Here is a 17,823-nt window from a genome sequence, read left to right as displayed (position 1 = left end):
AGATGTGTATAAGAGACAGCGTGAGGACTCCACCGCGTAACATGCCGCTACAAAAAGCCTGGACGACGCTCGATCGGGAGGTTGTCGCAAGTGCACCGGATCGGCCCGGCGTCTACGAACTCGGCGACGAGTCCGGCTCGGTGCTGTCGGTCGGCCACGGTGTCTTGCGCGACGAACTGAAGACGGCGCTTGCCTACGGCGACGGCGACCGCGTCCGCTGGACCGAGACGCACACGTTAGATCGCGCAGGTGAACTCGCTGCGTCTCATCGTGAACGGCTCGAGTAGGCCGCCTGCGGATTAATCGGCTGCTGGCTCATCGAGACCGTCGCGAGTGCAGAACTTATTGAATGTAGCTCGGATCAGCTCCGTCACACCGTTTTTCGTGCGCCGTTGCATCGGACTTCTCGTCGAAGAGCAGTCCGCAGGTTTCACACTCGTACCAGGTGGCGTCGTCCCGCTCGGTCTGGACCACCATATCGCGAGTTGGCCACGAATACCCAAAGGCGTTGCTCCGGCACACGGGGACGTGCTGCCGGGATGGAAATCTGAGCTGATACCGCCTCGACGAAACGTATCGTGAGATGGGAGTGACGTGGGTAATTCTCAAGGCGACGTGGCCGAAAGAACCGGGTATGAGTGGGTCGGATTCCGACGGCATCTCGCTGTCGGTCCAAGCGGCCGAGAAGCGCGATGCGGGCCGAGGTGTCGCCCGAATACCTGAGCTTGCTCGCCGACAGCTGGGCGTTCTCAGTGGCGATACGATCGTCATCGAAGGCGAGGGCGACGGTGGAAAGACGACCGTCGCAAAAATGTGGCCGGCGGACGCGTCGATTCCGGAGCACGCGATTCAGATCGACGGCGACACCCGCGCCAATGCCGGCGTTCACGTCGGCGATACGGTCACCATCCGGACGAAGGACACGTCCTCGATCCGCGACGCTGAGCGCGTGACACTAACGCCGCCACCGACGCTGTCTTCCAGCCAGCAGCAAGTCGCAGAACACGAGGCGGCCAAGACGCTGCGAAACCGACCGGTGCGCGCCGGAGAACAGATCAGAATCGAAGGCGTCGGCCAGGAACCGTTTTCCGTCGTCGACACGACCCCCGGCGGCGACGTTCGAATCACGAGTTCAACGACAGTCCGCGTCACGGGCTCGGCGGGTGGTGGGGCGGGCTCCGGTATCGGTACCGGTACCAGTAGCAGTACCGGCTCGAGTACAGCCACCACCCCCGAGAGTGACGGCGAGAGCACTGGCACAGCCACCGACGAGCAGCCGGCAGACGGCACAGCCAGTTCCGGCGTCACCTACGAGGACATCGGCGGCCTGGACGACGAACTCGAACTCGTGCGGGAGATGATCGAACTTCCGCTGTCGGAGCCGGAGCTGTTCCAGCGGCTCGGGGTCGAACCGCCCTCCGGCGTGTTGCTCTACGGCCCGCCCGGGACCGGGAAGACGTTGATCGCCCGGGCAGTCGCGAACGAGGTCGACGCCCATTTCGTGACGATTTCGGGGCCGGAGATCATGTCGAAGTACAAGGGCGAATCCGAAGAGCAACTGCGCCAGACATTCGAGCAGGCGCGTGAGGACGCTCCGACGATCATCTTCTTCGACGAAATCGACTCGATCGCGGGGACGAGAGACGACGACGGCGACGCCGAAAATCGGATCGTCGGTCAGTTGCTGACGCTGATGGACGGCCTCGACGCGCGCGGCGAAGTGATCGTCATCGGCGCGACGAACCGCGTCGATAGCATCGACCCCGCACTCCGCCGCGGCGGCCGGTTCGACCGCGAAATCCAGATCGGCGTTCCCGACGAGACGGGACGCCGGGAGATTCTCGAGGTCCACACCCGCGGGATGCCGCTCGCGGACGACGTCGACGTGGACGCCCTCGCCCGTCGGACCCACGGCTTCGTCGGCGCGGACCTGGACGGCGTCGCAAGCGAGGCCGCGATGGCGGCGATTCGGGATCGGCCGGCCGAGACGGACGACCGCGAGGCGTGGAATCGGAATCCGACGGTACAAAAGCGCCACTTCGACGAGGCGCTCGCCTCCGTCGAGCCCTCGGCGATGCGCGAGTACGTCGCCGAGTCGCCGGACACGGACTTCACCAACGTCGGCGGACTCGAGGACGCAAAGCAGACGCTTCGGGAATCCGTCGAGTGGCCGCTGACCTACGACCGTCTCTTCGAGGCGACGAACACCCAACCACCCTCAGGCGTCCTGCTCTACGGCCCGCCGGGAACCGGCAAGACGCTCCTCGCCCGCGCGCTGGCCGGCGAAACCGACGTGAACTTCGTCCGCGTCGACGGCCCCGAAATCGTCGACCGCTACGTCGGCGAGAGCGAAAAGGCCATCCGAAAGGTGTTCGAACGCGCCCGCCAGGCCGCCCCTTCCATCGTCTTCTTCGACGAAATCGACGCCATCACCGCCGCTCGCGGCGAAGGCCACGAAGTCACGGAACGCGTCGTCTCGCAACTGCTGACCGAACTCGACGGGATGCGCGAGAACCCGAACCTGGTCGTCCTCGCGGCGACCAACCGCAAGGACCAGATCGACCCCGCCCTCCTCCGACCCGGCCGCCTCGACACCCACGTCTACGTCGGCGACCCCGACCGCAAGGCCCGCGAGAAGATCCTCGCGGTCCACACCCGCGGCAAGCCCCTCGGCGACGACGTGGCCCTCGATGAACTGGCCGCTGAACTCGAGGGCTACACCGGCGCGGACCTCGAAGCCCTTGTCAGGGACGCCTCGATGAAGGCGATCCGCGAGGTTGCAGACGAGTTCAGTCCGGGCGAAGCGAACGAGCGGGCCGACGAGGTTGTCGTTGAGCGTCGGCATCTCGAGGCGGCGCGGGAGAACGTCGATAGGACGTAGTGGGTCGGTTTCTGTGGCGTGCTGTCGAGTGCCTGTCGACCGGTCGTGGTTCGCATCGTGATCCGCGAGTTGAGCGCCTCTGGGAGTTGGGTTATGCGTTGAGTGCTTCCGGGAGTTGAACTGTGAGTCGAGCGCCGGGAGTGGGGGTACGGAGGCGGCGCGGATTACGCATCGAGGACATCGAATTCCCCGAGCGGGCCATCGTCGAGGATTACGGTCTCACCAGCGGTCATCGAGTCGCCGGGATCGACGGCGATGTCGTCGATGTCGACCGCGGGTGGGAAGAGCACGTCGACGCGGCTGCCGAAGGCGATGTGGCCGAGTCGGTCGCCGCGGTCGAGTTCATCGTCGGCCTCGCGATAGGGGTGGATTCGACGAGCGAACGCGCCGGCGATGAAGGTGACGGTCGCCTCGCTGTCGGTCGGCAGTTGGTTCGTGGCGGAGTCTGGGTCAGTTTCGAACTGCACGTGGACACGCTCGTTTCGGTCGGAGTCCTTGGAGAAGGCGGGTTTGTTCGCGCCGGGGATGTGTTCGACGTCGGTGATCGTTCCGGCGAAGGGAGCGCGGACGACGTGGACGTGCCAGACGTTCATGAAGGTGCCGAGGCGGACGCGGTCGCCCTCCTCGCGCAGGACGGACACGGTGCCGTCGGCGGGGGCGACGACGCCGGTCGGCGGCGGCGTGCGCTCCGGATCGCGGAAGAAGGCGAGCGTTCCGACGCCGAGCGCGAGCGCGACGGCGCTCGCCGTCACGCTGAAGACGAACGCGAAGGGCGCGGCGAGCAGCGGCACGAGCGCGTACTTCCAGGCTCCCGGCGCGAGGTTCATAGCGGGAGAAGGCGAGCGAGTTGTATGGTCGTTACGGATGGGGTGCTCGTGTCGTGATACAGGTGTGGATCACGCTACGTGCCCGCCCGAATCGCGAGTCGGATCCGGTTCGCAAAGACGTTCATCTCGCCCGTCGCGTGGGTTCCCTTGCTGATGAACGCGGAAACGCCCGCCGCGAGCGCCTCGTCGACGAGCGGTTCGAGCGAATTCCCGGTAAAGAGCACGAACGGAACCCCCTCCTCGGAGACCGAGCCTGCGAGTTCGATGCCGGTCTCGTCGGGCAGTTCGTAACTCGAGACGACGCAGTCGAACGTCGCCTCCGCGAGCGCTGTCCGTGTTGCGGCCGCCGTCGCCACCGTGTCGACCTCGAAGCCGTGTTCCTCTCGTAACGTCTTGCTGACGTGTTCCGTGAGGAACTCGCTGTCTTCGACGAGAAGAACGCTGTGAGATGGCATGTATGGTGGCAGTGACACAGGTTTATCTAATAGTTCTTCTTGCAGATTCGGATCGTTCCACCGGGAGACGCGTGAACTGAAACGAACGGCCCCGGTCAGTCCCAGAACGACTGCGTCCGCGCGTACTCGCGTTCCTTCGAGAGGATGTCGCGGTAGAACTCGTCCTCGTTCTCCCGCAGTTTGTTGATGATCTGGGCGGCGTTGTGCGGGCCGACGCCGCGGGCCGCCATCGCGACGACGGCCCGTTTGCCGTGGCTCTGGACGAGGCTCGCGGCCCGGAACGCGCGCTCGGTCATCTCCTTTTGCTCCTCGTCTTTTGCTTCGGCGCGCACCGCCTGCACGACTTCGTCGGCCCACGGGTTCAGCGAGGCGATCCGGGTCGACCCGCATTCGGGACATTTTGGCTGGTCGCGAACGCGTTTGACCTTCGTCGTAACCTTCCAGTCGGTGCAGTGCGTACACAACAGGATAACCCGGTCGTCCTGCAGTCGCTCCTTGACGGTCTCGATGACCCCCGCATCGGCGTTCTCGGGGGCGAGTAACTCTTTCCCGCCGGAGGAACGGCCGCCCCGACCGACCGGCGTCCGCCCGCGGTAGGTGACGAGTTCGATCGCGCCGGACTGAACGCCGTCGAGAACCGCCGCCGCCCGCTCGATGTCCAGATCCTCGTGGAATACCTCGCGGATCGACTCGTCGTACATCGGGGTGTCCTCGAGTGCGGCCAGCAGGCGGTCGTTCGAGAGTCGGCCCGAACCCTGTCCCTGCCAGCGCTTGAGCGCGCCGAACTTGGCGGAGACCTGCGCCAGCCGGAACGCGAGCGCATCGGAGTTCTTGAGCCCGAGTTCGATGATCGCCTCGACGTGATCCGGGTTCGTCTCTTCGAAGATCTCGACGATATCGCTCGTCGCGACCGACGTGGGTACCTCGAGTTCGATCCGGTACGGATCGGTCTCCAGTCCGACCGAGGAACCGGCCTGCTGACCGAGCAGCGACGAGAGAACGCGCCCGAGCGTCTCGTTTGCCATGTGGCCGTAGCAGGCGTTGATGACGATGGTACGACCCTGACGTTCGAGGACGATCCGATCCGCGGTTGGCATCGGCGCGGCCCCGTCCGATTCCGACTCAATTCCCGACCGCAAACCGGATCCCGAACCAGCGTCGACCTGCCGCTCGAGTTGCGTACAGGCCTCGGTCAGCGTGAACTCGTCCGCGGGATACCGGCCCGCGAGTTCGCGACCGACGGCGCGGGCGTCCGCGCCCGCTTCGAACTGCGGTTCGGCGACGCCGCGAATCTCGCCGACCTCCTGGGCGACCGCCGCGGGGACCGGAATCTCCTGCCCGATCCAGGATGGCACCTCGCCGGCGGGGTCCTCGATCGGGCTGACCTTCACCCGCGCCTCGTCGTCGTCGATCTCGGCGATGCGCCACATCTCGCCGCGCTGGACGAACACCTCGCCCGGCTGGGCGAAATTGACGACGAACCGCTCGTCCAAGGTCCCGATCTGTGAACTCGAGGCGATGTCGTGGACCTCGTAGGTCTCCTCGTCGGGGATCATCGAGAGGTTGGCGTAGACGTACTGCCAGGTACCGCCGGTGGTCTCGAGGCGGTCCTCGCTCTCGTCGAACCAGACGATCCGGTTGCGGTGGAGTTCGCCGAGGATCTCGCGGAACGTCTCCGGCGCGAGGTCGCGGAACGGATACGCTCGGCTGACGGTCTCGTAGGCGTCGCGGACGGGCACCGAGCCGCGGCTCTGGACGAATCCCGGGATCTGGTTTGCGACCACGTCGAGGCTGCCCTCGTGGATCTGCGCCGGTTCGACCTCGCCGTCGCGGGCGCGGCGGGCGATTGCGAGCGCTTCGAAGGTGTCGTCGGGTCGGGTGGTGACGATCGTGCCGCTCGAGACCTCGTCGCGTCGGTGCCCGGCGCGGCCGACCCGCTGGAGCAGGCGGGCGACCTGCCGCGGACTCTTGTACTGGATCACGTGGTCGACGCGGCCCACGTCGATTCCGAGTTCCATCGAGGAGGTACAAAGCAGACCGTCCAGCTCCCCGGCCTTGAATCGGTCTTCGACATCGATCCGGGCCTCCTTCGAGAGCGAGCCGTGGTGGACGCCGATCGGCAGGTCGAGTTCTTTGAAGCGCGAGCCCAGTGCCTCGGCGGTCTGGCGCGTGTTGACGAAGACGAGCGTGGACTCGTGTTCGTCGACGAGGTCGCGGATCAGGCGAACGTGACTCGCCGTGTCGGGTTCGGTCATCAGTTGCCCGGCGAGTTGCTCGTCCTCGTCGGTGATCTCGGGTTCGCGGACGGTCACGTCGACGTTGCTGCCGACGTCGATTTCGCGGATCTCGCAGGGTCGACCGCCGGTGAGGAACCGGCCGACCTCTTCGGGGTCGCCGACGGTCGCCGAGAGTCCGATTCGCTGGAACTGCCCGGCGATGTCGCGGAGGCGCTCGAGCCCGATCGCCAGCTGTGCGCCGCGTTTGGAGGCCGCGAGTTCGTGGACTTCGTCGATCACGACGTGAGAGAGATCCGCGAGTGCGTCCCGAAGGCGGTCGCCGGTGAGCATCGCCTGGACGGTTTCGGGCGTCGTAATCAGTACGTCCGGCGGGTCCTCGGCTTGCTTGCTGCGCTGGTAGTCGGTCGTGTCGCCGTGGCGAACGTCGACTTCGAGGTCGAGGAACTCGCCCCACCACTCGAGGCGCTCTAACATGTCGCGGTTGAGCGCCCGCAGCGGCGTCACGTAGAGCGCGCCGAATCCCTCGGGTTGGGAGTCGACGAGGTCGTCGAAGACGGGGAGCATGGCCGTTTCGGTCTTGCCACTCCCGGTCGGTGCGATCACGAGCGTGTTCCGGCCGGCGGCGAGCGGCGGAATCGCGAGTCGTTGTGGTGCCGTCGGCGTCGAGAATCCGCGCTCGGAGAGCGCTCCGCGGACTGTCGGGCCGAGACGTGAGAAAGCCGCAACGTCCCCCTCGGTCATCGAACCGGTATACGGGCGAGCGATGCATAAGAGCCACGTTCTTGAACACAATTCACGTTCAGGTGACGGTACGGAGTGCCTAGACGTCGGTAACCGGCACATACCTACAACGGTCTATTCAGTATGCCGACGAGATGACAGCTCCACGCAGACGACTGTCACAGACCCGTACTAATCGACACCCGTTGATGGAAACAGGTCCCGAACCGGTGAACTCGGCCGACCGACCGAACGCGTCGCCGACGCCCACGATACCGCACTCGTCGCGGAGGCGATCGCTATGAGGCGTGACGCTCCGTCCGGACGCCGTGCGGTGCTCGTCGTCGGTATCTGCGCCCTTCTCGGCGCAGTCGCCGCCTTCGGCCCCGTCGGTGCCGCCGCGGCCGGACACGGTTCCGACCCCGTGTCCGCAATTGCGCAACAGTACGTCTCCGAGGAGGAGTACGTCGAGGCCGTTCCGGAGCAAGGCGACCCGTACTTCGAGGCGGCGGCCGACGACGGGAGTTGGATCAGTTACACGAACCCGCGCGACGACTACCGCATGCCCTACCTCGGCGAGGGCTCCGGGAAGATGTGCGTCACGTTGGTCAACGAGGCCGGCCAACCCGTCTCCGGTGAATCGGTACCGGACACGACCGTGACGATTCCCACCGGCGAGTCGCTCTCCTGGCACCAGGGAGCCGATCCGTTCACCGTCGAGTACCCGCTGACGGACAACTACAACCGCCCGATGGACGGGGATCAGTTCGGCACGAGCGAACTCCCACAGGGTGATGGTTACCTCGACTCACACTGTGTCGAATGGCACGGACTCCCAGAAGACGAGACCGTCGAATACGGCGAAGTCGAAATCGAGGGCCCCCACGCGGACCAGATCGAACTCGTCGGCTACATTCAGCAAGCCAACCAGGACTGGAAGTCGGATATCGATCCGCTCGAAGCGGCCGAACCCTACGAGGAAGCCGGCGGTAGCTGGACGTACACGCCCGACGGTTCGCACGGCGATATGGTCGCCGTGTTACAACTCGATGGCGACGCGGACATCCCCGTCAACGAGACGGACGGCAACGCCACCGACGGAACTGATACTGACTCAGATTCCAACACCGGCACTGGCGACAGTGACGGCGACAGCAGCCCCGGTTCCACGAACGACACCGATACGGTCCCCGGCTTCGGAATCCTTGCCGCAGTCGGTGCGCTGCTCGCCGCTGTCGCGGTCCGTCGACGCGGATAGAAGCGAACCCGTAAAATCGATGATTCTTTGCTGATTGCCACGAGAGACCCGCCAATGACGAGCGATAACACGGAGACGGATACCGATTCCGCGCGCGTCCCGATCGTCTGTGACGCCTGCGAGACGACCTCTCGCGTCCCGCTCTCGAACGTCGCCGACGCGGTCGAGCGACACAACGCCCAACTTCACGACGGTGAAGCCGTCGCGGAGGTCGATCCGGACATCGCAGACCAAATCGCCGATCTGGTCGCGACTGAACTCGGCTTGCTCGACGAGACGGAGTGAGCATCGAAATCGCAATCGAGAAGCGTTCGATTGCGATCCACAGCGACTCATCGTTGCGCACCACCTCCCCTTGCAATCGAAACCAACGCGATCATCTCACACCGTCTACTACGTGACATAGACTTCTGCACCGCGCGACTACGACCCCCATACGCATGTCCCGTACGACCTACACCTGTCACTGCGGTGCCGTCATCCAGTACAATCACGACCTCGAGAAAGAGTCCGGAACTGTCTCCCGAAACTGGAACTGCGCCGACTGTGGCACGCGCGTCCCCAGTACGATCGCCGAGCGTATCCAGCACCAACACCCCTCATAAATCGTCTCGAAGTCAAGTCCAGAGGCGCTCGCCTCGACTAAACCCGTTCCCGATCAGTTCTTTCTTGCCCACAGAGTGCGTACAACGCGCTATGACAGTGGACGCCGACTCCGACACCGAATCGGACGCCGAACCGGATACCGAAGTGCCCGCCGACTGGATGGACCCCGCCGACGAGCCGATTCTCGAACTCATGAGCCAAGACGAGTTCTTCATGCCGGACCAGATGGAGGACGAAAAGATCTGTCGGAGCCCGCACGCCGCCTACCGGTGTCGAGAACTCACGAAACGGGATCTACTGACGAAACACGCGCCGGGAATGTACGACATTACTGAACTCGGTGAACAGTTCCTCGCGGGTGAGGTGGACCCGACCGAGATATCGGGACCCGAAGCGGAGGAATCGGAGACGGGAGACGACAACACCGACGAAGGCGAAGGGGAGGAGACCAACGAGACCGACGAGACGACAGCAGAATAGCCGGACCTCGCCCCGATCAATCGCCGTCCGCCACGGCCACAGGGGCGTTCGCTTCGAGAAACGCGACCACCTCGTCACCGCCGAGAAATCCATCAGCGCGCGTTGCGATCGGTTCGCCCGCTCGAAAGAGGACCAGCGTCGGTACCGACTGAATCTCGAACCGATCGACGAGTTCGAGATCGTCCCGCGGATTCACCAGCCCAATGGCGACGGCTGTCGACCGCGCAACGTTGCCGAGTACCGGTTCCATCGCCTGACACAGCGGACAGCCCTTCGTGTAAAACTCCACGAGACTGTACTCGTGGCGCTCGATGAACGCATCGAGTTCGGCTTCAGTGTCGAGTTGAACCGGTGTGGCTGTGAACTCGGTCATAGTCGGTGACGGGGCTCCGCAGGGAAATCCGTGCCGGACGCGGTATCACAACCATTCGTCAACCTGTGGCGCAACGTTTGCCACGGGATGTGCCTCTCTCGGCTGAACTCGAATTGTTGTGGACAAACATCCACGAATCTATGTGAAGAAGGATATTCGCCCACAACAGTAGAGTTTTAGTAGTGGGTACCGTGGGTTGAGCCGAACAAAAGATGACAGACGGGAACCTGACCACGGCAGAACAGAACGTGTTAGACAAAATCGAGACGGAGGACGTCGATTTCCTCCGATTGCAGTTTACGGATATCCTCGGAACCGTCAAGAACGTCTCTGTGCCGGCACGTCAGGCCGAGAAGGCGTTTACCGAGGGCATCTACTTCGACGGCTCCTCGATCGAGGGCTTCGTCCGGATCCAGGAATCGGACATGCGGCTGAAGCCGGATCCGGAGACGTTCGCAATCTTGCCGTGGCGCAACGACGAGAACAGCGCGGCGGCCCGGATGATCTGCGACGTCTACGACACCACGACGGGCGAGCCGTTCGAGGGCGATCCGCGCTACGTGCTCAAGCGCGCCCTCGACCGCGCCAAGGAGATGGGGTACACGGTCAACGCCGCGCCGGAACCGGAGTTCTTCCTGTTCGAGGAGGACGAAGACGGATACGCGACGACGACAACCAACGATGCGGGCGGCTACTTCGACCTCGCACCCAAGGACCTCGCGAGCGACGTGCGCCGGGACATCATTTACGGCCTCGAGAGCATGGGCTTCGAGGTCGAGGCCAGTCACCACGAAGTCGCCGAAGGGCAACACGAGATCAACTTCGAGTACGACGACGCGCTGACGACGGCGGACAACGTCGCCACCTTCCGCACCGTCGTCCGGGCGATCGCCGCCCAGCACGACTACCACGCGACGTTCATGCCCAAGCCGATCCCGAAGATCAACGGCTCGGGGATGCACACCCACCTCTCGCTCTTTACGGAGGGCGGCGAAAACGCCTTCCACGACGGCGACGACGAGTTCGACCTGTCGGAGACGGCCCACTCGTTCCTCGCTGGGATTCTCGAGCACGCGCCGGCGATCACGGCGGTCTCGAACCCGACGGTCAACAGCTACAAGCGGCTGGTGCCGGGCTACGAAGCGCCGGTCTACGTCGCCTGGTCCGACCGCAACCGCTCGGCGCTGATCCGCAAGCCCGCAGCCCGCACGTCCGCGGCCTCGCGAGTCGAAGCCCGCTTCCCCGACCCGTCCTGTAACCCGTACCTCGCGTTCGCCGCGCTCATCCACGCCGGTCTCGACGGCATCGAGAACGATCTCGACTGTCCGGACCCGGTTCGCGAGAACATCTACGAGTTCGACGAACAGAAACGGGAAGAGTACGGTATCGAAACGCTGCCGTCGAACCTCGGCGGAGCCGTCGACGCCTTGGAAGCGGACGACGTCATCTACGACGCGCTCGGCGACCACGTCGCTCCGAAGTTCGTCGAAGCCAAGAACCAGGAGTTCGAGGAGTACCTGATCGACGTCTCGCAGTGGGAACTCGATCGGTACCTCGAAACGTTCTAACCGCCGCTCGCTGGTGTTCACCCCGCGAATTCACTTGCGGTTTTCGGCTCACTGATCTGCTGTCACCTCGCGTCTCGTCTTTCGATTTTCGACTCGGTATCGGGTTTCGACTCTCGTCGCGACCGCAAGGGCCCACCATATCGATGCTTGCCGGCGGTTAGCGCGCGCCGCGCCGCCGAGTGAGCGGAGACCGGATGAGATTTCGGGACGGGCGCACAACCGCGTGCAATGCGCGAACGCGACCGCCCACGGCCGCCGGACGAACTCGACGCCGAACTGGCTGGGGCACTCGAGGACAGAGACGGTGAGACGCTCCGCGCTGTCGCGGAGCATGCAATCGCACTCGCCGACTGGAAAGACTCGACTGCCGAACCACGGACCCCGCCAGAAGGAGGTGACGATGCGGCGGGTGGCCACGATGCTGCGGTGAACTCGGAGTCAGCTACGGAGGGCGAGCATGCGCGGGGGCGCGCTGCCGCCCAGCATCCTGATGCTGCGCTCGATTCCGACGCCGCGTCGTCAGAGTTCCCCGCCGGCGTTCCAGCGCGTGCGAACGTCTCGCTGGTCGAAATCGCCGGCGAGACCTACCGGTACTACCAGTGGCGGGAGGACGACGAGATCAGGTCCGAGACCGAGCGGCTCCCGGCCGAGTGAGCGGCTTAAGCCTCGCCGTAGACCGGTACCGCAGCGCCGCTCGTGACCGTCGCGCCGTCGCTACAGAGAAAGGCCATCACGTCCGCGATGTCGCTCGGATCGACCCACGAGTCGTGATCCGCATCCGCCATCATCTCGCGGTTCATCGGGGTGTCGATCACGCTCGGCATCACGCAGTTGGCCCGGACGGTGCCGCGATTCTCCTCTGCCAGCGTCTCCGTAAGCAGGCGGATTCCGGCCTTCGTGATGCGGTACGGACCGTCGCCCTCGCCGCCCTCGAGTGACGAGCGTGCGCTGATACTGACGATCGACCCCTCGGTCTCCTGAAGGTGCGGCAGGGCGTGTTTCGACGCGAGAAACGCCGTCTTCAGGTTGACATCGAGCAAGAGTTCGACGTCGTCGAGGGACGTTTCCTCGATGTGGTCACCGCCGCGCCAGGTCCCTGCGATGTTCAGCAGGTGGTCGATTCGGCCGTGGTCGTCGACGATCCGGGAGACGAGTTCAGTGACGTCGGCTTCGTCGGTCAGGTCGGCCTCGTAGAACGCGAGGGCGGCTTCGTCGGCTGGGTCACGGTCGAGCAGGCTGTCCTCGTCGTCGGGGGCGACGACATCGACGGCACAGACGGTCGCGCCCGCTGTCCGGAACCGGTCGACGGCGGCACTGCCGAGTGCGCCGCTTGCACCGGTGACGACGGCGACGGTATCCGTGAAATCGACCTCGAAGGCTGATTGTGGTGCCATGGCTATCCCTCCAACGGCGGGGACGATCAATACCGGGGGCGATCGTCCGAAGCGCGTGATGATCGGTGCCTGCAAGCTGCACGCGACGGGCCGCTCAGGGCGTGTCGATGGGCGGCAAAAGCACCTGTTCGAACCAGAAGGACGCCACCGTCTCGGCCAGCGAGTCGAACTCGTCGGGGCTCGACGGCTTCGAGAGCGAGGCGTTCGCCGCGAGTTCGTAGCTCTCGCGAACGGTCGCCGGATCGTCTGCCGCCGTGAGTACGATCACGGGGAGCCGGACGAGTACCGGGTCCGCTTTGACCGCTTTGAGGAATTCGTGGCCGTCGATGGACGGCTGGTCGATATCGAGCAGGACGAGTGCCGGAAACGGGGCCGTCTCGTCCGTTTGGCGGCGCTCGAGTTCGGCGAGGCCTGCCGTTGCATCGTCGGTAACGGTGACGCAACTATCGATTGGAAGGTTTTCGAAGGCATCGCGGATGGGATGATCGTCGTTCGGATCGGCTCCGACGAGGAGGATTTCGAACGGTTCCGATCGTGGATCACTCATCGTTCAGCCACCACGGAAGGTGCAACGTTGAAACTCCACAACGATACATGCAGGGGACACGTACCGCCCTGTTCTCATGGCATCTGTTTAAACGTGGATGCTAATTGATTTGGTCGAGTAACCGGCACGAACAGAAGAGTGTTCACACAGTATACGTATCCGCCGTGCCATTGGACCCCCATCACCGGAACCGGTAGCTCGCAGGGCACCGATAGCGCGGAGAACAGAACGCTAAAGTCCACCAATCACATCACGTGGGTCGAATGCGACTGATCGCCCACCGCGGCTTCGCGTCGACGGCTCCCGAGAACACCATCGCCGCCGTCCAATCCGCTGCCGACCACGCGGACGCCGTCGAGGTCGACGTCCGCCGCTGTCAATCGGGTGAACTCGTCGTCATCCACGATGCGACAGTCGAGCGGGTTATCTGTGGTGCTGTCGATACGACGACAACTACTCCCGACACCGCCACCGTCGCAACGACCCCCCTCTCAGAACTCAAAACACACACCGTCCTCGATTCCGGCGAGCGGATTCCGACGCTTGCAGAACTACTCGAGGCGCTTCCGCCGGGTCTCGAACTCCACCTCGAACTCAAGGAATGCGGCCTCGCGGCGGACGTGCTCGATGCGATCGACGGCATCGACAACCCCGTTCTCCTGACCTCGTTTCTCCCCTCGGAACTGCGAGCGATCCGCGAACGCGAGCCGAGTCAATCCATCGGCCTCCTCGTCAGCCGTCGGCTCGAAACACCCATCACGACCGCGGTTGAACTCGACTGTGACGTACTCGGTGCGAGCTACTGGCGCTGTCTGACGACGCGACTCGTTCCGCGAGCGAAGGCGGTCGATCTCGAAATACACGCGTGGCCGATCAAGCGACGGCTTACGGCGGTGCTGCTCGGATTCCGTGGCGTGGACTGTGCGTCTGCGGATCGACCGATTCGCGTGCCGTGTGTCGGGTTGGAGTGAGTCGTACGGACTGCCGTCCGTCAGTTCCGACGCAACCGCGAACCGTCCCGCGGCCACACCGGGAAATCGGTACAGCAGACCGTCTCAGGCGAGCCACTCCTCCGGCTTCGTATCGTAGTCGACATCGTCGGCAGCGAGATGCTCGACCTCCTCCCAGCGGCGATCCTCGACCGTCACCTCCTCGCCGTCGTATCGCAGTAGTTTGCCCTGCTCTTCGGCTTCGGGCTCCCTGTTCCGGCGCTTTGCCACCTCGATATCGTGCTCGTCGATCTCCTTGACGATGGTCAGCAGATTCACCGGCCGGCCCCACAGCTCGAAGATACGCTTGATCGTCTCCTTCGCCTTCCCGAGATCGAGCATCACGCCGTTGTACTGGTGGCCCAACAGGAGTTCGTTCGCGTTGTTGTAGTTGCCGTCGTAGACCGCGATCGTCGGCTTGCCGAAATTGGTAAACTGCAACAGGAGCTTCTTCTTGACGTCCTCGGCGGCGTCGCTCGCGACGTGGAACTGCCCCGTCGCCTTCGAGTGCTCGTAGGTGAAGTAGTTGTTCTCCGTGATGAACTCCTGCGTGAGGAACTCGTCCAGGAACGTCACGTCGTTGTGACTCTCGCGCACGTCAAAGAGCCGATCCCAGCCCGCGGTGAACTCGACGTTCGAGAGCGCCTCCTCGATGCTGTCGTAGCGGGTATCGTCGAACAGGTAGCGGCCGATCTGCTCGAGTTCGTTCTGGTTCACCCGCGAGAGGAACCCGCGGTGCTGGCGCTTGACGAGCGAGTAGTGTCGTCGAGCGAGTCCCTCGTAGGTCAGGACTTTCCAGGGGTACCGTTCAACGTCGACCTCGCCGTTCCGGGCCAGCTCGAGGGCGTCGCGGTCGATCCACTCGTCGGGCACGTCCGCGCTCTCGAGTTCGTCGAGCGTCGCCGGCGTGATCGTATCGATCGCCGCGGGCGGTTCGAGGTGTTCGCGCACCTCGTCGAAGTCGACGACGTCCGAGAGGTTCCGCCAGGTGATGCCCTCGACCCGAAGCAGATGCTCTAAGACTTCGCGACGGTTCGTCGTGTTCTCGACGTACTCCCACAGTTCCATGCCCAGACTGTAGGGGTTGAGTCCGCCCGAGGCGAGCACCTTCGCCATGTGGTCGGCGTAGTTCATGAACTCGTCTGCCCCGGCGAAGCCTTCGTCGGTCATCATGGTCGACTCCCAGTAGGCAGCCCAGCCCTCGTTCATCACTTTCGTCATCTTCTGGGCGGCGAAGTAGTACGCCTCGGCGCGCATCATGTCGAGGACGTCGCGTTGCCACTCGTCCATCTCGACGGCGCGTTCGGCCTCCGAATCGTACCGTTTGCCGTGCTCGCGGACGAACGCGAGGAGGTCCTTCTGTGGCTCCTCGGGGAAGGTGACTCCGCCGTCCTCGCCCGCTAAGCGTTCGAGCCACTCCTCGTCGAACACCTCGCCTTTGATCTCCTCGGAAAGTTCGAGTTCGTCCAGCTTCTCGGCCAAGTCTTCGTCGAGTTCAGCAGTTGCCGCCGGGCCGTCGACGTCGAGTCGGCGCTCGAACACCTGGTGTTGATCGATGTTGTCTTCGAGGCTGAGGCAGTGGTCGATCCACTTCTCGACCTCGGCGCGGTCGATATCGGGATCGGACATGTAGTCGTCGATCGCCCGCGCGTGCCGTTCGAGCATGGCCGCGGCGTTAACCTGCTTCTCGTCGGCGCGACCGCTGGTGAAGAGGCCGAACCACTCGTTGTTCGCGAAGAAGTCGGAGTGGGCCTCGACGTGAGTGATGACGGCCTTCTGGTCGGCGACGGTGTTCGATTCCTGAAGGAACGCGTGGGCCGGGTTGTCGTTGTTGACGATCTCGAAGGCTTTGCCGCCGCCGTACTGGCCCTGCTTTTGCTGTTTGTCGTACTGCATTCCCCACCGCCAGTGCGGGTAGCGCGACTGGAAGCCGCCGTAGGCGATGAGTTCGTTCATCTCGTCGTAGTCGATGATCCAGTAGTTGACCGGGTACGGCTCGAGCCCCAGTTTTTCGGCCAGGTTCCGGGCCTCGGTGACCGGTTTCTCGAGGTCGGTCGCGATCGCCTGTTTGCGGAATCTGTCGGCGTTGGTGTTTCGCTTACGCATGAGAATCACCGGCGTTCGCTCTGTTACTCATCGGTCTCACTCTCCGTGCTGAGGATTTCGTAGATCGCGTCGGTCACGTCGTCGGCGTCGTTGACGTATGCGATCGCCACGTCGTCGGCGTCCGTGCCGAAGTGGCGCTCGAGTTCTTCGGCGTGGGTGGCGTTGATCGCGTTCCCGCTCGGCTGGGTCTCCACGTAGGCGTGGAGGTTGGCGGGAATCTGGTCCATCATCGGGATCACCCGTTCCTCGGTGTCGTTCGAGGAGTTCTCGGAGTCCCCCGCCGCGAAGACGTAGCGGTTCCAGTCGCTCCAGGGGTACTCCTCCAGGAGTTCGGCGGCGAGTTCGTACGCGCTCGAGATTTTCGTGCCGCCGCCGCTGCGGATGCCGAAGAAGTCGTCGCGCTCGACCTCCCAGGCCTCGGCGTCGTGGGCGATGTAGACGAACTCGGCGTTGTCGTACTTGCCCTGGAGGTACCAGTCCAGCGGCGTGAAGGTGCGCTCGACGAGTTCGCGTTTCTTCTCGCGCATCGACCCGGAAACGTCGCGAATGTTGACGACGACGACGTTCTTCTCTTTCTCCTCGATGATCTCGGGGTAGCGGTAGCGTTCGTCCTCGCGGCGGAAGGGGACGTGCTTGACCCCTTCGCGGCGGATCTGCTGCTGGACGCTCTCGCGTTCGACGTTGGCCTCGACTTCGGCGATCGACCGCCACGTTCCCCGCTCGTCCTCGGGAACGTCGCTGTGGGCCTCTTCGATCCAGGCCATCGACACCGGCAGATTCTCGCCGCGAGCCCACTCGAAGATCTCCCGCGGCGTGATGTCCTCGACTTTGCAGAGTTCGCGAAGGAAGTCCTCGTCGAAGTCCATCGCGAGCTTGCGCTTGAGGCCTTCCTTGAACATCCGTTCGAAGTCGAGCGTACTGTCCGGGCCGGTGCGCGTGAGGTCGGTGAACGGCCCCTCTTTCTCCTCGACGACGCGCTTGCCCTTCGGCTCGAGGTCGAGTCCGAGTTCTTCGTCGAGTTCTTCGGCGAACTCTTCGGGGTCCATCTCGTAGTACTCGTGGTCGCCGCCCTCCTCGCCGGGTTCGCCGTCCTCGCCGTCGTCGTCGCCCGGCTGGGGCTGTGGCTGACCGACCGGTTGGCCGGTGTCGGGCGTGCCGTCTTCGCCCTGACCGACGCCGCCCTGGTCGCGCTGGTCGTACTCGAACTCGGGCAGCGAGATGATTTTGACCGGGATGTTGATCTGGTCGGGGCGGCCGCCGCCGAGGTCGCCGTACTGGATGAAGTCGGCGAGGTCTTCGCGGCGCTGTTCACCGACTTCGCGGAAGCGGTCGAGGTCGTCTCTTAGTCCCATGATTGCACCTCGGTCGTGATCTCGCGCTCG

The 17,823-nt window shown here is 64.1% G+C and carries 18 protein-coding genes; 9 read left to right on the top strand and 9 right to left on the bottom strand.

Annotated elements, in window-relative coordinates; translation table 11 throughout:
• The first annotated feature begins 41 nt into the window (after positions 1-41).
• Positions 42-287 carry a DUF7508 domain-containing protein gene (locus C480_RS02185; RefSeq protein WP_006663989.1) on the top strand — a complete coding sequence of 82 codons (246 nt, stop codon included), beginning with the start codon at positions 42-44 and terminating at the stop codon, positions 285-287.
• Positions 288-342: 55 nt separating this feature from the next.
• Here C480_RS02185 and C480_RS24460 read toward each other — a convergent pair whose 3' ends face one another.
• A complete protein-coding gene (locus C480_RS24460) occupies positions 343-477 on the bottom strand; it encodes a DUF7128 family protein (protein ID WP_006663988.1) in 135 nt (44 codons plus the stop codon).
• 157 nt (positions 478-634) lie between these two features.
• On the opposite strand from C480_RS24460, the gene C480_RS02175 reads away from it, so the two are divergent.
• The gene (locus tag C480_RS02175; RefSeq protein WP_049903087.1) at positions 635-2,881 is read left to right on the top strand and encodes an AAA family ATPase; all 2,247 of its coding nucleotides are present in this window, start codon (positions 635-637) and stop codon (positions 2,879-2,881) included.
• Positions 2,882-3,045: 164 nt separating this feature from the next.
• Here the strand turns inward: C480_RS02175 and C480_RS02170 are convergent, their stop codons facing one another.
• From C480_RS02170 to C480_RS02160, 3 genes are all read right to left on the bottom strand, one after another.
• Positions 3,046-3,708, bottom strand: a complete 663-nt coding sequence (locus C480_RS02170; protein ID WP_006663986.1) for a protein sorting system archaetidylserine decarboxylase — start codon at positions 3,706-3,708, stop codon at positions 3,046-3,048.
• 74 nt (positions 3,709-3,782) lie between these two features.
• The gene (locus tag C480_RS02165; protein ID WP_006663985.1) at positions 3,783-4,163 is read right to left on the bottom strand and encodes a response regulator; all 381 of its coding nucleotides are present in this window, start codon (positions 4,161-4,163) and stop codon (positions 3,783-3,785) included.
• A gap of 95 nt (positions 4,164-4,258) precedes the next feature.
• Positions 4,259-7,141: a DEAD/DEAH box helicase gene (locus C480_RS02160; protein ID WP_006663984.1), complete on the bottom strand. Its 2,883-nt coding sequence runs from the start codon at positions 7,139-7,141 to the stop codon at positions 4,259-4,261.
• Between the two features lie 280 nt (positions 7,142-7,421).
• Between C480_RS02160 and C480_RS02155 the strand changes: the two genes are divergently transcribed.
• The 4 genes from C480_RS02155 (at position 7,422) to C480_RS02145 (ending at position 9,464) form a co-directional block, all read left to right on the top strand.
• On the top strand, positions 7,422-8,378 hold the full coding sequence (locus C480_RS02155; protein WP_049903083.1) for a hypothetical protein: 957 nt from the start codon (positions 7,422-7,424) through the stop codon (positions 8,376-8,378).
• A gap of 54 nt (positions 8,379-8,432) precedes the next feature.
• A complete protein-coding gene (locus tag C480_RS02150; protein WP_006663982.1) occupies positions 8,433-8,663 on the top strand; it encodes a hypothetical protein in 231 nt (76 codons plus the stop codon).
• Between the two features lie 155 nt (positions 8,664-8,818).
• Positions 8,819-8,983, top strand: a complete 165-nt coding sequence (locus tag C480_RS23695; protein ID WP_006663981.1) for a hypothetical protein — start codon at positions 8,819-8,821, stop codon at positions 8,981-8,983.
• A gap of 91 nt (positions 8,984-9,074) precedes the next feature.
• Entirely contained in the window at positions 9,075-9,464 is a 390-nt protein-coding gene (locus C480_RS02145) for a hypothetical protein (protein ID WP_006663980.1), read from the top strand.
• Positions 9,465-9,480: 16 nt separating this feature from the next.
• Here the strand turns inward: C480_RS02145 and C480_RS02140 are convergent, their stop codons facing one another.
• Positions 9,481-9,837, bottom strand: a complete 357-nt coding sequence (locus C480_RS02140) for a thioredoxin family protein (RefSeq protein WP_006663979.1) — start codon at positions 9,835-9,837, stop codon at positions 9,481-9,483.
• A gap of 212 nt (positions 9,838-10,049) precedes the next feature.
• On the opposite strand from C480_RS02140, the gene glnA reads away from it, so the two are divergent.
• Together glnA and C480_RS02130 are read left to right on the top strand one after the other, a co-directional pair.
• Entirely contained in the window at positions 10,050-11,405 is a 1,356-nt protein-coding gene (gene glnA / locus C480_RS02135) for a type I glutamate--ammonia ligase (protein ID WP_006663978.1), read from the top strand.
• Positions 11,406-11,633: 228 nt separating this feature from the next.
• Positions 11,634-12,059 (top strand): hypothetical protein, encoded by a 426-nt coding sequence (locus tag C480_RS02130; protein WP_006663977.1) that lies wholly within the window; start codon positions 11,634-11,636, stop codon positions 12,057-12,059.
• A gap of 5 nt (positions 12,060-12,064) precedes the next feature.
• On the opposite strand, the gene C480_RS02125 is transcribed toward C480_RS02130, so the two are convergent.
• On the bottom strand, positions 12,065-12,799 hold the full coding sequence (locus tag C480_RS02125; protein ID WP_006663976.1) for an SDR family oxidoreductase: 735 nt from the start codon (positions 12,797-12,799) through the stop codon (positions 12,065-12,067).
• A gap of 94 nt (positions 12,800-12,893) precedes the next feature.
• Positions 12,894-13,346, bottom strand: a complete 453-nt coding sequence (locus C480_RS02120) for a response regulator (RefSeq protein ID WP_006663975.1) — start codon at positions 13,344-13,346, stop codon at positions 12,894-12,896.
• 263 nt (positions 13,347-13,609) lie between these two features.
• On the opposite strand from C480_RS02120, the gene C480_RS02115 reads away from it, so the two are divergent.
• Entirely contained in the window at positions 13,610-14,317 is a 708-nt protein-coding gene (locus C480_RS02115) for a glycerophosphodiester phosphodiesterase (protein ID WP_006663974.1), read from the top strand.
• 84 nt (positions 14,318-14,401) lie between these two features.
• On the opposite strand, the gene C480_RS02110 is transcribed toward C480_RS02115, so the two are convergent.
• Both C480_RS02110 and C480_RS02105 read right to left on the bottom strand, forming a co-directional pair.
• Positions 14,402-16,441: a SpoVR family protein gene (locus C480_RS02110; RefSeq protein ID WP_006663973.1), complete on the bottom strand. Its 2,040-nt coding sequence runs from the start codon at positions 16,439-16,441 to the stop codon at positions 14,402-14,404.
• Positions 16,442-16,464: 23 nt separating this feature from the next.
• Entirely contained in the window at positions 16,465-17,793 is a 1,329-nt protein-coding gene (locus C480_RS02105) for a YeaH/YhbH family protein (protein WP_006663972.1), read from the bottom strand.
• Positions 17,794-17,823: the final 30 nt, after the last annotated feature.

The sequence above is a fragment of the Natrialba aegyptia DSM 13077 genome (assembly GCF_000337535.1).
Lineage (GTDB): Archaea > Halobacteriota > Halobacteria > Halobacteriales > Natrialbaceae > Natrialba > Natrialba aegyptia.
The sequence above is the reverse complement of the archived record's forward strand: the minus strand, read 5'-3'. Positions and strand labels throughout refer to the sequence as shown.

Bases quoted from the DNA above. Each gene is read 5' to 3' on its own strand.
- C480_RS02105 (WP_006663972.1), bottom strand. From the start codon at position 17,793: ATGGGACTAAGAGACGACCTCGACCGCTTCCGCGAAGTCGGTGAACAG.
- C480_RS02160 (WP_006663984.1), bottom strand. From the start codon at position 7,141: ATGACCGAGGGGGACGTTGCGGCTTTCTCACGTCTCGGCCCGACAGTC.
- C480_RS02140 (WP_006663979.1), bottom strand. From the start codon at position 9,837: ATGACCGAGTTCACAGCCACACCGGTTCAACTCGACACTGAAGCCGAA.
- C480_RS02145 (WP_006663980.1), top strand. From the start codon at position 9,075: ATGACAGTGGACGCCGACTCCGACACCGAATCGGACGCCGAACCGGAT.
- C480_RS02155 (WP_049903083.1), top strand. From the start codon at position 7,422: ATGAGGCGTGACGCTCCGTCCGGACGCCGTGCGGTGCTCGTCGTCGGT.
- C480_RS02170 (WP_006663986.1), bottom strand. From the start codon at position 3,708: ATGAACCTCGCGCCGGGAGCCTGGAAGTACGCGCTCGTGCCGCTGCTC.
- C480_RS02120 (WP_006663975.1), bottom strand. From the start codon at position 13,346: ATGAGTGATCCACGATCGGAACCGTTCGAAATCCTCCTCGTCGGAGCC.
- C480_RS24460 (WP_006663988.1), bottom strand. From the start codon at position 477: ATGGTGGTCCAGACCGAGCGGGACGACGCCACCTGGTACGAGTGTGAA.
- C480_RS02115 (WP_006663974.1), top strand. From the start codon at position 13,610: ATGCGACTGATCGCCCACCGCGGCTTCGCGTCGACGGCTCCCGAGAAC.
- C480_RS02150 (WP_006663982.1), top strand. From the start codon at position 8,433: ATGACGAGCGATAACACGGAGACGGATACCGATTCCGCGCGCGTCCCG.
- C480_RS02165 (WP_006663985.1), bottom strand. From the start codon at position 4,163: ATGCCATCTCACAGCGTTCTTCTCGTCGAAGACAGCGAGTTCCTCACG.
- glnA (WP_006663978.1), top strand. From the start codon at position 10,050: ATGACAGACGGGAACCTGACCACGGCAGAACAGAACGTGTTAGACAAA.
- C480_RS02175 (WP_049903087.1), top strand. From the start codon at position 635: ATGAGTGGGTCGGATTCCGACGGCATCTCGCTGTCGGTCCAAGCGGCC.
- C480_RS02130 (WP_006663977.1), top strand. From the start codon at position 11,634: ATGCGCGAACGCGACCGCCCACGGCCGCCGGACGAACTCGACGCCGAA.
- C480_RS02110 (WP_006663973.1), bottom strand. From the start codon at position 16,441: ATGCGTAAGCGAAACACCAACGCCGACAGATTCCGCAAACAGGCGATC.
- C480_RS23695 (WP_006663981.1), top strand. From the start codon at position 8,819: ATGTCCCGTACGACCTACACCTGTCACTGCGGTGCCGTCATCCAGTAC.
- C480_RS02185 (WP_006663989.1), top strand. From the start codon at position 42: ATGCCGCTACAAAAAGCCTGGACGACGCTCGATCGGGAGGTTGTCGCA.
- C480_RS02125 (WP_006663976.1), bottom strand. From the start codon at position 12,799: ATGGCACCACAATCAGCCTTCGAGGTCGATTTCACGGATACCGTCGCC.